Annotated in this window: 15 protein-coding genes and 1 tRNA gene; 13 read left to right on the top strand and 3 right to left on the bottom strand. The window is 38.6% G+C overall.

Annotated features, from left to right (window positions below; translation table 11 throughout):
- Window positions 1–141: 141 nt before the first annotated feature.
- Complete coding sequence (locus IPJ53_06745) at window positions 142–2,403, bottom strand: peptidoglycan DD-metalloendopeptidase family protein (protein ID MBK7798789.1); 2,262 nt, start codon at window positions 2,401–2,403, stop codon at window positions 142–144.
- Window positions 2,404–2,702: 299 nt separating this feature from the next.
- Between IPJ53_06745 and IPJ53_06740 the strand changes: the two genes are divergently transcribed.
- The 3 genes from IPJ53_06740 (at window position 2,703) to IPJ53_06730 (ending at window position 5,774) form a co-directional block, all read left to right on the top strand.
- On the top strand, window positions 2,703–3,416 hold the full coding sequence (locus IPJ53_06740) for a metal-dependent transcriptional regulator (protein MBK7798788.1): 714 nt from the start codon (window positions 2,703–2,705) through the stop codon (window positions 3,414–3,416).
- A 79-nt stretch (window positions 3,417–3,495) separates the two neighbouring features.
- On the top strand, window positions 3,496–5,427 hold the full coding sequence (locus IPJ53_06735) for a hypothetical protein (GenBank protein MBK7798787.1): 1,932 nt from the start codon (window positions 3,496–3,498) through the stop codon (window positions 5,425–5,427).
- A complete protein-coding gene (locus IPJ53_06730) occupies window positions 5,409–5,774 on the top strand; it encodes a gliding motility-associated C-terminal domain-containing protein (protein MBK7798786.1) in 366 nt (121 codons plus the stop codon). The genes IPJ53_06735 and IPJ53_06730 overlap by 19 nt, the downstream gene beginning before the upstream one ends.
- Window positions 5,775–5,781: 7 nt before the next feature.
- Here IPJ53_06730 and IPJ53_06725 read toward each other — a convergent pair.
- Window positions 5,782–5,865, bottom strand: a tRNA-Leu gene (locus IPJ53_06725).
- Window positions 5,866–6,520: 655 nt separating this feature from the next.
- Here IPJ53_06725 and IPJ53_06720 point away from each other — a divergent pair.
- The 10 genes from IPJ53_06720 (at window position 6,521) to IPJ53_06675 (ending at window position 11,917) form a co-directional block, all read left to right on the top strand.
- Entirely contained in the window at window positions 6,521–6,919 is a 399-nt protein-coding gene (locus IPJ53_06720; GenBank protein MBK7798785.1) for a transposase, read from the top strand.
- Between the two features lie 5 nt (window positions 6,920–6,924).
- Window positions 6,925–7,212 carry a hypothetical protein gene (locus IPJ53_06715; GenBank protein MBK7798784.1) on the top strand — a complete coding sequence of 96 codons (288 nt, stop codon included), beginning with the start codon at window positions 6,925–6,927 and terminating at the stop codon, window positions 7,210–7,212.
- A gap of 118 nt (window positions 7,213–7,330) precedes the next feature.
- A complete protein-coding gene (locus tag IPJ53_06710) occupies window positions 7,331–7,594 on the top strand; it encodes an IS110 family transposase (protein ID MBK7798783.1) in 264 nt (87 codons plus the stop codon).
- A 438-nt stretch (window positions 7,595–8,032) separates the two neighbouring features.
- Window positions 8,033–8,530 carry a hypothetical protein gene (locus IPJ53_06705; GenBank protein MBK7798782.1) on the top strand — a complete coding sequence of 166 codons (498 nt, stop codon included), beginning with the start codon at window positions 8,033–8,035 and terminating at the stop codon, window positions 8,528–8,530.
- Between the two features lie 206 nt (window positions 8,531–8,736).
- A complete protein-coding gene (locus tag IPJ53_06700) occupies window positions 8,737–8,904 on the top strand; it encodes a hypothetical protein (GenBank protein ID MBK7798781.1) in 168 nt (55 codons plus the stop codon).
- Window positions 8,905–9,131: 227 nt separating this feature from the next.
- On the top strand, window positions 9,132–9,806 hold the full coding sequence (locus IPJ53_06695) for a DNA alkylation repair protein (GenBank protein MBK7798780.1): 675 nt from the start codon (window positions 9,132–9,134) through the stop codon (window positions 9,804–9,806).
- A gap of 102 nt (window positions 9,807–9,908) precedes the next feature.
- Window positions 9,909–10,253: a hypothetical protein gene (locus tag IPJ53_06690; GenBank protein ID MBK7798779.1), complete on the top strand. Its 345-nt coding sequence runs from the start codon at window positions 9,909–9,911 to the stop codon at window positions 10,251–10,253.
- 758 nt (window positions 10,254–11,011) lie between these two features.
- The gene (locus IPJ53_06685) at window positions 11,012–11,245 is read left to right on the top strand and encodes a transposase (protein MBK7798778.1); all 234 of its coding nucleotides are present in this window, start codon (window positions 11,012–11,014) and stop codon (window positions 11,243–11,245) included.
- 5 nt (window positions 11,246–11,250) lie between these two features.
- Complete coding sequence (locus tag IPJ53_06680; protein ID MBK7798777.1) at window positions 11,251–11,622, top strand: hypothetical protein; 372 nt, start codon at window positions 11,251–11,253, stop codon at window positions 11,620–11,622.
- A 31-nt stretch (window positions 11,623–11,653) separates the two neighbouring features.
- Window positions 11,654–11,917, top strand: coding sequence for an IS110 family transposase (locus tag IPJ53_06675; GenBank protein ID MBK7798776.1), 264 nt, complete (start codon window positions 11,654–11,656; stop codon window positions 11,915–11,917).
- Between the two features lie 413 nt (window positions 11,918–12,330).
- On the opposite strand, the gene IPJ53_06670 is transcribed toward IPJ53_06675, so the two are convergent.
- Entirely contained in the window at window positions 12,331–12,753 is a 423-nt protein-coding gene (locus IPJ53_06670) for a hypothetical protein (protein ID MBK7798775.1), read from the bottom strand.
- Window positions 12,754–12,766: the final 13 nt, after the last annotated feature.

The following is a 12,766-nucleotide window of genomic DNA, read 5'->3' as shown; positions in this document are numbered from 1 at the left end:
TGACTACTCTTTGGCCAATCAAAACAAATCAAGCAAGTGTTTAGGCTTAATGTGCTGTAAATTGCCCACAGTGTTTAAACAAAAATAAGCGCTTCTGACGAATTGAAAAAAGAAATCAAACAATTTTTTAAAAATAGCATTCTACGGAATAAAAACCCGAAGCGCCTTGAATTTATTTAACCCACCGGCCCCGGTCAAAATATAGGTTCCGGTCGACAGGTGCTTTAATTGCAAGCTTTCCCCGGGTTCAATTTCAGTTTCAAATATGGTTTGACCCAACAGGTTTAACACTTTTAATTTTTGCAAAACATCGGTTTGATTTAAAACCCTTGAACCGGATACTTTAAATACAAATTCTTCTTTTGGATCACTGACCGCTACACTACCCTTGATTGAAAAAACAAACTCTTCCACCATTTGACCATTTCTGAAATATCTGCAACGACAAGCATCACACGCACCCAATCCCGCCGTAGTCATGTAGGTCCAAAAATATTGATACCAATAATTTTTATCCGCCACATAATCATATTGAAATTTCTCTAGACCATTCTGATCCAACCACTCCACAGACAGCACATCCCCCCTTCGTACACCAAACTGCAAATTCCAATAACTCACCAATGCATCTTTATTCAATTTGAATTTGTCCAGATTAAATTGTTTGAAACGTAAAGAATCCAGCATTGCTTCACCCGGTATCAATCCACTTTTCCAAACATGAAAGCTGCTGTCGTAGAGAATAGGATCTGCCCAGAAATCAAACTGATTTCCACATGGTCCATCATAAGGATCCACCACTTGTGTACTGTCGTACCACAATTCGAAATGCAAATGTGGGTCGGTACAATTTCCACTGCAACCCACCGATGCAATTTTTTGTCCCGGGATTACTTTGTCCCCCGGTTTCACTTGCAAAGAATTTTTCTTGAGATGTGCATAATAAGAGTGCCAGTTTTCTCCATGCTGTATCACCACGTAATTACCCAGCTTTTTGGCGGTGTCCGCAACTGTTTCCTGATCAAATAACCCATCCCTTAAAGCAGTTACCACACCAGAATCCACTGAAAAAACATCCACCAATTTTTCCATATGCTCGAATCCACTTAAAGCATAATCTGTACCCTGATGACCATCATATGTTTTATCCAGACAGTACAAATCTTTGACATCGGACACGGACTGGTCGACATGATGTACAATGATGAAATCCTTACCATAAATTCCGTGTATAGGATTTTCAAAAAGATTCAATTCGTGAAACTCAAAAGCTCCGGGGTCGGGCCAAAATTCCATTTTTCTTGATTTGACATTGTGGTTCAAATCATATTCCCATTCAGGTTTCCATTCGGGATAATTGCGGAAATCAATTTTGGAATAATTGAGCGCCGGCGATTGAATCGTCAAATGATAATCGGATAATGCCTGATTATTGAATAAAAAATAATTTCTGGAAATATTCATCAGATTTCCCTGATCTAGAACATTTGTCGCAAGTCCATTGTATGGTTTGCCGGCACCTGCAAAAACATTGTTGAGAAGCACGAGTTTGTTGGTTTGATCCTTCAGGTTCACAAAATTTCCGCTTCCTTTTTCATTGACCAGGGTATTATGGGAAAGTATCATTTCATGGGGTCCCGGGTTGCTGAGACCTTCGAGACCAAATGAAATTAAAGTACTGTTCTGACTATTTGGCCCTTGACGTATGGTATTTCCAAGAATGAGTGCGGATCCGCCATTGGGTAAATCAATTTCATACGATCCGTCACCTGTACCAGTGTTTAACACATTGTAACGGATAATATTTTTATAGGCCCTGCTTTTTAGAAGATGTCCTACCTTGCTGTCATGGCTGTTGTTGAATTGAAAGGTGAGCAATTTGACATGATTGATGTACAGGTTATGAGATTGGCCATCGCCAAAACCATTTCTGGCAAATTCACAGTACTCTATCAAGACATGGCTGTTGACATTGTCTCCGGCAAGAATCCCATCTTCATTGTCATGAAAATAGCAGGAGCGCACCACCAGATGGGTGGCTTCCAGCCGAATGCCGGCACCGTTTTTATCCGGCACACTGCATTCAGAAAATTCGATGTTCTCCACTATGGTGGAATCTCCCTGTATCACCCAAATGGCTTTTTGTCCATAGGCTTTTCCTTCAGCCTTCAGATGTGCTTTTCCTCCCACTCCGGACAAGTACAGATGATGAGCCCTCCACAAACAAACGTCCTGACTGTAAATACCTGCATCGATCAATACCGTATCTCCATTTTTAACGAAGGCAGCGACGGCGCTTGGTTTTTTATGAAGTTTACCGGGGCCTACGGACCAGGTGGTGGCAGATGCTATTCCAGAATATCCTGTAATAAAAATAAATGCAAGAAAGACAGATTTCAACATGCAAGTTTTGAAGTAAATGTAATATTTATATCCTTAAACATCTTTGAAAACTGAGGTATTCACTCCAATTATGAATTATCATCAATGTTGAAATGAATTTTTCATGTTTTAAATAAAACTATTGATTGAATAACTTATCAAGTAAAATCATCCTGGATAATTTGGCTTCCTCTTTTTATAAATTTCAAAATTGTCTGGTCGAATTTTTAACATTAAAAGAATCAAATACACATTTACTCCTTGACTAATTCCCAAGTAGCCCTTTTCTTCCCTATTTTCGCACCATGGATCCGCACATTTTGAGTCTAACCGAAGAAAACTATCTGAAGGCAATTTATACCCTCAGCGAACAGAGTCCGGATTCCAGCACCAGCACGAATGAAGTGGCCCAATCCATCCAGTTCAAACCGGGGACAGTCACAGAGACTATAAAAAGGCTCAGCGATAAGGGCCTTATTGCCTATGAAAAATACCAACCCCTGAAGTTGACCATCATAGGGAAGAGTCTGGCCCTGCAGATCATCAGGAAGCAAAGACTCTGGAAAACCTATCTGGTCCGAAAGATGAACTTTGGCTGGGAGGAGATCGGAGAAATGGCCGAACAACTCGAACACATCCGGTCTGAAAAACTCATTGACAAGATTGATGAATTGCTGGGTTTCCCCTTGTTTGATCCACACGGTGACCCCATTCCTGACCGTAGGGGCAACATGCGTGGCCGATGTTTTATTTCCTTGGATAAGGCAATACCTAAAAAGGATTACCGCATCACAGCTGTCAACGACCACAGCGAGAAATTCATCCGTTATATGGATAAACTCGGAATAAGTCTTGGAGATCATATAGAAGTGGTTGAAGTGGAAGAATACGATGGCTCCATGTCGGTCATCATCAATGGCAATCGGGAATCTCTGATCAACAAGGCCGTGGCAGAAAACATCTTTACCACCTCGGAAATCCATTGCTGTGCCTTTGAAAAAAATTACCAAAACCCGCCTTGCCTGGCACATTGATTAGGGTTCCTGTTGCAGGACGCACACATTTAACAATTGCTTCGAAGAGAAATACCTAATTTTGCACTTTACTATACGCATGAAGTTATACTGGAGATTTTTCATTGTATTTGGCCTCTTAGGGACTCTGTCTGAACAATTGCTTGCAGCACACATCATTGGTGGAGAAATGTACTATGAATGTCAGGGCTATGGAAGCAACGGCCTGGACTCCACCAGAAGGACCTATAAAATCATCATCAAGCTCTATAGGGATTGTCGTCCACAGCAGAATTCTGCCGGTTTTGACCAACCTTTGGGCTTCACCATTTATCGAAAAAATGCCAATGGAAGCGGCTATACCAATGCGCTGGGCAACAACAGGGAATACAGTATTCCAAGACTCACCTTGGGACCAACTTTTATTGAACCGCCTGAATATCCTTGCCTCATCCTTCCTCCTGATATTTGTGTGGAAAGCGGGACCTATGAATATTTAGTAGATCTGCCCATTATTAATGAAGAATACGTCATCGTGTGGCAGAGGTGCTGTCGCAACAATACCATTACCAATATCCAAACTCCGGAATCTACCGGAGCCACTTTTACCATCTCCATCCATCCGGAAGCGCAAAGGACCTGTAACAACAGCCCCGTTTTCAACAACTTTCCGCCTACCGTCGTTTGTGTCAACAATCCACTGAAATTCGATCACTCTGCTTATGACAAAGAAGGCGATTTGCTGGTTTACAGTTTTTGTGAACCCCTTGCAGGTGGTGGCCGTGGAGGTGGTGGCGGCAATTGCAATTCCGTGACACCTACGCCTGATTGCCCTCCTCCTTTTACCCCGGTAGCGTTCAGAGCACCACAATACACTTATCTTTTTCCAATGGGCGGAAATCCTCCCGTGACCATTAACTCTCTCACCGGTCAAATTACAGGCGAGCCAAATACCATCGGACAATATGTAGTGAGTGTATGTGTATCCGAATACAGAAATGGTGTACTCTTATCCACTTTAAGAAGGGACTTCCAGTTTAATGTGGCCAGTTGCCAGGGAACCGTGGTGGCCAGATTGAACAATGGAGTCGAAGTACGCAAGAAAAATTATGAAATCCTCCTGTGCAACAGTACCCAATTGCAAATGAGCAATGGCAGCTATCAGCAACAATTTATCAACAATACCGTCTGGGAATATGAGAATGGTGGAATCATGGAAACGTACAACGGATGGCATCCATTGATTGACTTCAAAGAAGGTGGGCTTCACAATGGACGATTTATTCTAAACCCCGGAACCAATTGCAGTGATACCGTTCAATTTCAGGTAAATGTCATTCCTCCCATTCAGCCGGACTTCAGCGTATCGTTTGACAGTTGTAAGGCAGGGCCCGTTGAATTTAAAGACCTGAGTACTTCTGCATACAGCACCATCAACAATTGGAATTGGGATTTTGGCGATGGTTTCAAAGGATTTACAAAAGATTATACCTTGCAATACATCCATCCGGATAGATATACCATCTACCTGGAAATCACTGACAATTTTGGATGCAAAAACAAAACCCAAAAAGGAATTGTATGGCAACCCGCACCTGATGTAGTCATATTCGAACCAAGTATTCGGGAGGGATGTGTTCCACTAGAGGTGCAATTCAAAAATATTTCATTTCCTACAGACAACAGCTATTCCTTCAACTGGATTTTTAGCGACAGTACAAAAGCGAATGGCTTCTCAGTTAAAAAAGTATTTGACTCCATCGGCAGCTACAATCTAAAGCTTCAGGTAACCTCTCCACTGGGTTGTTTCAATGAAGCGACCTTCAACAATGTGGTAAATGTATTTCCGCCACCAATGGCAGATGGAAATATAGACAAAACCCTGCTGAACATTAAAAATCCGGTCCTTCGGATGGAAGACAAAACACAGAATACCGTTGGTAGATCTTGGATCATTGATGGTTCAAAATATTATTTTGACAAAGACCTTTCCTATACTTTTACAGACACGGAATGCACCACATCAGGTTGATCGTTAACGATCGGTTTTTATGTACAGACACCATGGATTTCGAACTGTTTATTTTCAGAGACTTTTCCTTGTTTATGCCCAATGCATTTACACCCAATGGAGATGGACTAAACGAAGAGTTCTTACCCATTGGTGAAATTCATTCTTTAGATTATTTCTCCCTCAAAATTTTTGATCGCTGGGGAGGATTATTATTCGAATCCAATGATCCAAACAAAGGCTGGAACGGAAAATACAACAACTCGGGAAAAGATATTCCTCCTGGAGCTTATGTCTACGAACTTAAATACAGGCAGAGCAGAAAGGAAGCCAGGATAGAGAAAAAGATGGTGACCCTGATCAGATAATAATATGTGCCGAAGGTGGGACTCGAACCCACACGCCCTTTCGGGCACACGCCCCTGAAACGTGCATGTCTACCAATTTCACCACTTCGGCAATCAAACGGTGGCTGCAAATATAATCGATTCAGTTAAAATGAACGGGTTGTCAGGACTTTTTAGTGATTCAGGTGAATTTTATGGGGATTAAGTAGAAATTAAGCCGCCTTAATAGCTAAATTAAATAGATTCCGACACCTCATATAGTTATCGAATGAGAATTTTCGATCGGCCTTTTTCATTTTAGCTAAAACTGATTTAAAAAGCGTTCAAAACAAAATACTGTTTGAGCTCGCATGCAGATGAGCTAATAAATGTATGACAGTAAGGCCTAGAGCCATTATTGCTGCTTACGGCGAGTTTATTTTGTTTAGCTTTTTAGATCAGTTTTAGCGTTAAGAAATGAAAACAGCCTTGATTTTTTTTGGTTCTTTTTTGTATTAAGTTTATAACAGCGGCTCCGCTCTCAATCCTTTAAAGTAACTTGCGAGACGTAAAGCAGTGTTTACAAAAACCGTTTTTTGTTATGGTGCTCGCAGCCCCTTATTAAGTTTGGTAGTGTTCTTTGAATGACAATCCATTTTGGTGGTTCGCCTTTGGCGAAACCCCGTTTAAGAGCTTATACGATAATTACTCAGAACCTTAACACTGCTTTCGTTTTATTCACTTTAAAATTTTAAGAAAATGAAAGAAAAAAAACAAAAGCATTTCCGATTATTTATCCTAACGCGGCAGGTATAGATATATCAAGCAAAGAACATTATGTAGCAGTTAATCCTGAATCCACTGAAAAACCAATAAGAGCCTTTGGCGCCTTTACTGAAGACTTACACGCCCTAGTTGTGTTTTTAAAAGAATGCAAAGTAGATACAGTTGCTATGGAGGCTACTGGTATTTACTGGGTAAGTTTATTTTTAGTATTAGAAGATGCGGGTTTTGATGTTGTATTAGTTACAGCTAAACATGTAAAAAATGTAAGAGGAAAGAAAACAGATGTTAGCGATGCTGATTGGATACGTCAATTACACAGTTGCGGATTATTATCTGCAAGTTTTCAACCCGATAAGTTTACTCGTAAATTAAGAGCATATATGCGTCATCGAAAAATTTAATTGAAATGTCAGCTACAAATATTCGCATGATGCATAAAGCTTTAGAACAAATGAATATTAAAATACAACATGTTATTGCGGATATTACAGGTAAATCTGGACAAGAGATCATAAAATCCATCATAGCTGGTGAACGAAACGCAGAGATATTAGCATCTTGTTGCGATAGTAGAATTAGAGCCCATAAAAAAGAGGGTATTATAAAATCCTTAACGGGGGTTTGGAAAGAAGAACACGTTTTTGAACTAGAGCAAAGTTATTCAATATATCAATTCTATCATGCTTTAAGCTAAAGGAATGCGATGCTAAAATAGAAGAGCATCTTCGTGAAAAATCCGGAGTAGATACATTTGTGGAGCCCCAAAAAAAGAAAAGAGTAATAAAAATAATTTGAATTTTAACGGAAAGGAAATGTTGTACGAACTAACGGGGACGGATTTAGCAGAAATTTTTGGGATTACGGAAACAAATGCTATAGAAATTATAAGCGAAGTCGGATTAGATATGAGTAAATGGCCAACGGTAAAACACTTTACATCATGGTTAAACTTAGCGCCGAATAATAAAATATCAGGAGGGAAAGTATTAAGTAGCCGGATTCCAAAAAGAAAAACCACGCAGGTCAAATATTTAGAATGGCGGCGTTTGCCATACAGCGTAGCAAAAATTGGTTAGCGATGTTTTATAATCGTATAAAAGCAAAAATGGGGCGCCAAAAGCAATTGTTGCGACTGCAAGAAAAATTGCGGCTATTTTTTATAAAATGGTAAAAGAAAGGGTTAAATTTAACCCAATACCAATCGAAAAATATATGGATGGGTTTAAAGAAAATCAAATTAAGAAGTTAAAACGACAAGCTAAAAACCTTGGTTTACAGATAGTTGAAATGTAGTTACTTAAGAGACAAAAAAGAACAATGATAAAAGGATGGAATTTGGGACAACTTTAGTGAATAACGGGGTCCGCAAAACTGGTTTCTCCCCAAATTTTTGACTTGACCCGTTTTAGCATGGTTTTCTTCAAAGCCAAAATGGGATTATAATTTTAGTGGAGGATAATTGTTTTTTCAATTAAAATATTTTTTGTATAATTGTCAACTAAACACCTTGGTATATGAACAACCCACTTTACAAATTTATCTTTCCTCTATTTTTACTGGCATATACACTGCAAGCTTGCGTGGACAATGAATATACCTGCCCACGCAATACCCCTACCCTTATTTTCCACGGCTATCCATCGACAGATGTAGACTCGATCGTATTTAATGGATTCACAAAAGGTTCCGGATTCCAGAAGCTTGAAAAAAAATTCAGCAGCCTTAACAAGGAAGTTTCTTCTTACCGAAACCATGATACCCTCTATGTGGAATTTTACGAATATCCAATGTCCGATAGTTTGGATTGGGAAATCAAATTAATTCCCGTCAGTCAGTCATTCCTATTTACAGATATTAAATATCATAAAAGCACTTGTGGCTGCAAAGGCTTGTTGGCTTGGGATTGTTACAACTTTGGCAATAGTTTATTCAGCGAAGCAAACATCGACGGTATCACATACCAATGGAAGAATCAACCAATAGATTACAAAATAAGTCTTTACCGAAAGTAATTTCAACTTTGCCTATTTGATCGATTGATTCCCTTTTTGATTTTATGACCTGTTGTCAAGGAAATTCACAGAAGAAAATGGATGAGAAAAAATTTTCTGCTTTAATGATAAATCCGCTATAAAATCAACTCCTGCAACTATTCTATGAAACCAAGCGTTTCCATCTATAGCAGGCTGATACATGGTCTGCTTAAAATCAATTTCAGATGAGTAAGGACAAAGGAACTAAAAACGTAAAAAAAGCCCCGGCGGATAAATCCAAAGGTAAATCTGTTTCCAGCTATAAGTCTGAAAGCAAAAGTTCGCAAACCAGTAATTCAGTTGTGAATGCGTTCAGCCCTAAAGCGGAAAAGAATACGACCGGGAAGAAGTAGAATTGATTTCAAAATTTTAGTCTGCAAGATTGGTGAGTTGTATAAAATTATATTTTTTTACAAGTCACTACAAGCACTTTCTAATATCATTACTTGCTGTTTGATTTAAGTCTTGTAATGTGTTAGGATCGTTTTAATAGAAAACCTTTCAAGATGGTGCTACCAATCGTACGCTGAAAAAAAGTTATGCATTTGGCTTCTCTGATTCCAAGGCGTAACTTTGCCCTATGAGTGGCCAATTATTTCAAGACCTCAAACAATCCTTCCTCGCTGCTGCAAACCCATCCAGAGCCAAAGGAATGGAGGCGTATATGCGACACCAGTTTGTTTATTACGGAATTGCCTCCCCTGTAAGGAAAGAAATTGAGCGAAAAGTATTTGCTCATTATGCGACGTACAATTTTTCCTTGGTGGAAGAATTTGTCCTGAATTGTTGGGCGGAAGACCAAAGAGAATGGAAGTACGCAGCCCTGGACTACACCCAAAAATTTCAAAATAAACTTGGATTAGAAGTTTTGCCACTTTTTGAAGAACTGATCGGGGATCAGTCCTGGTGGGATACTGTGGATTGTATAGCGCCCAACATCCTTGGCAAAATGTTGCTCAGGCATCCCACTGTGTTTCGTGAAAAATCTTTGGAATGGATTGAAAGCGATAATTTCTGGTATCAACGGGCAGCCATCATACTGCAATTGTTTTACAGAGACAAAACGGACTTTACTTTGATGCAGCGACTTATTCTAAAACGGGCGGACAGCAAAGAATTTTTTATACAAAAAGCCTCCGGCTGGGCCCTTCGGCAATATTCCAAAACCAATCCCCGGGCAGTCAGAAAATTTATTACATCCAATGATCTCCCATCGCTTACCAGAAGAGAAGGCCTGAGATTAATGGATAAATAAAACCACAAAATCTTTCGTTGAATCTACCAGGAGGCTTCAATTTATAAGCTATCATGTTAAAGTTCAGATTGAACTCTTACTTTTGGGCTCTATACCAAAAATATGAAACTGGAAAACAAAAAAGAACAGGTTATCAACATGCCAAATTTCTATTGGAGGCTTTGGCGATATAATTTGTTTGCAATGAGCTTAATCTCTTTTTCTATGGCGCTGGGAACAAGCGGTTACCATTTTATCTGCCAGCTTTCCTGGTTGGATGGTTTCCACATGTCTGCGATGATTCTGACAGGTATGGGCCCTGTTGCTGAAATGACAACCGTGGCAGCTAAACTGTTCTCTTCCTTTTTTGCTTTGTACAGTGGAGTCGCTTTCTTAAGTATTACTGCTGTATTTTTTGCCCCAATCATTCACAGGCTGCTGCACATATTACACGTAGAGAAAGATTAGAGTCAGATAAATTTTGTGGGGATCAAGTAGAAATTAAACATCTTTAATAGTTAAATTAAATAGATTCAGATACCTCATCATATATTTATCGAATGAGAAATTCAGACCGGCCTTTTTCATTTTAGCTAAAACTGATTTAAAAAGCGTTCAAAACAAAATACTGTTTGAGCTCGCATGAAGATAATCTAAAACATGTATGACAGTAAGGCCAAGAGTTATTATTACTGCTTAGGGCGAGTTTATTTTGTTTAGCTTTTTAAGTTAGTTTTGGCGTTAAGAAATGAAAACAGCCTTGATTTTTTTTGGTTCTTTTTTGTATTAAGTTTATAACAGCGGCTCCGCTCTCAATCCTTTAAAGTAACTTGCGAGACGTAAAGCAGTGTTTACAAAAACCGTTTTTTGTTATGGTGCTCGCAGCCCCTTATTAAGTTTGGTAGTGTTCTTTGAATGACAATCCATTTTGGTGGTTCGCCTTTGGCGAAACCCCGTTTAAGAGCTTATACGATAATTACTCAGAACCTTAACACTGCTTTCGTTTTATTCACTTTAAAATTTTAAGAAAATGAAAGAAAAAAAAACAAAAGCATTTCCGATTATTTATCCTAACGCGGCAGGTATAGATATATCAAGCAAAGAACATTATGTAGCAGTTAATCCTGAATCCACTGAAAAACCAATAAGAGCCTTTGGCGCCTTTACTGAAGACTTACACGCCCTAGTTGTGTTTTTTAAAAGAATGCAAAGTAGATACAGTTGCTATGGAGGCTACTGGTATTTACTGGGTAAGTTTATTTTTAGTATTAGAAGATGCGGGTTTTGATGTTGTATTAGTTACAGCTAAACATGTAAAAAATGTAAGAGGAAAGAAAACAGATGTTAGCGATGCTGATTGGATACGTCAATTACACAGTTGCGGATTATTATCTGCAAGTTTTCAACCCGATAAGTTTACTCGTAAATTAAGAGCATATATGCGTCATCGAAAAATTTAATTGAAATGTCAGCTACACATATTCGCATGATGCATAAAGCTTTAGAACAAATGAATATTAAAATACAACATGTTATTGCGGATATTACAGGTAAATCTGGACAAGAGATCATAAAATCCATCATAGCTGGTGAACGAAACGCAGAGATATTAGCATCTTGTTGCGATAGTAGAATTAGAGCCCATAAAAAAGAGGGTATTATAAAATCCTTAACGGGGGTTTGGAAAGAAGAACACGTTTTTGAACTAGAGCAAAGTTATTCAATATATCAATTCTATCATGCTAAGCTAAAGGAATGCGATGCTAAAATAGAAGAGCATCTTCGTGAAAAATCCGGAGTAGATACATTTGTGGAGCCCCAAAAAAAAAAAGAGTAATAAAAATAATTTGAATTTTAACGGAAAGGAAATGTTGTACGAACTAACGGGGACGGATTTAGCAGAAATTTTTGGGATTACGGAAACAAATGCTATAGAAATTATAAGCGAAGTCGGATTAGATATGAGTAAATGGCCAACGGTAAAACACTTTACATCATGGTTAAACTTAGCGCCGAATAATAAAATATCAGGAGGGAAAGTATTAAGTAGCCGGATTCCAAAAAGAAAAACCACGCAGGTCAAATATTTAGAATGGCGGCGTTTGCCATACAGCGTAGCAAAAATTGGTTAGCGATGTTTTATAATCGTATAAAAGCAAAAAATGGGGCGCCAAAAGCAATTGTTGCGACTGCAAGAAAAATTGCGGCTATTTTTATAAAATGGTAAAAGAAAGGGTTAAATTTAACCCAATACCAATCGAAAAATATATGGATGGGTTTAAAGAAAATCAAATTAAGAAGTTAAAACGACAAGCTAAAAACCTTGGTTTACAGATAGTTGAAATGTAGTTACTTAAGAGACAAAAAAGAACAATGATAAAAGGATGGGATTTAGGACAACTTTAGTGAATAACGGAGCCGCAAAAACTGTTTTCTCCCCATATTTTTGACTTGACCCAAAGATAAATTCTGTTTAGAACTGCATTAGCCTTAACAAAAAAAGCCCCGCAAGATTTGCAGGGCTTTTTTTATGATTTATATCATGCTAATCTTTGAGCAAGCTAAAATTTTTGGCATCATTGACTTTAAAAGTATAAGACCTTGTACACAATTCGTGCACATAAACATCATACCCTTCAATTACACCTGTTACCCTCAACCTTTTATTTTGTGCATCCTTAGCATTGGCATACACTTCAGGTGGAACACTTTCTCCAAATTCAATTTTCACAGTGTAGTCAAAATTGTCCGGATCTCTTACGAACAACGCTGCCCCACCCTGAAGAATATTGTTATTCCGCAATTCAACTTCAAGCGTCATGGTCTTTCCTTCACATGGCATGACTTTACCACAAGGGCCTTTGCAATCCGGACGAGTTGTAAGGTTGCTCACTCCCTTGATGGTGTTGTTGGTTCCACCACAGGCGATAAAAAGTAAAACAGAACTTAAGACGATGAATTTTTTCATATCAATTTTTGTA

The sequence above is a fragment of the Candidatus Vicinibacter affinis genome, from assembly GCA_016714365.1.
GTDB lineage: Bacteria > Bacteroidota > Bacteroidia > Chitinophagales > Saprospiraceae > Vicinibacter > Vicinibacter affinis.
Note: the sequence above shows the minus strand (reverse complement) of the source record. Positions and strands in the feature narration are given on the sequence as shown.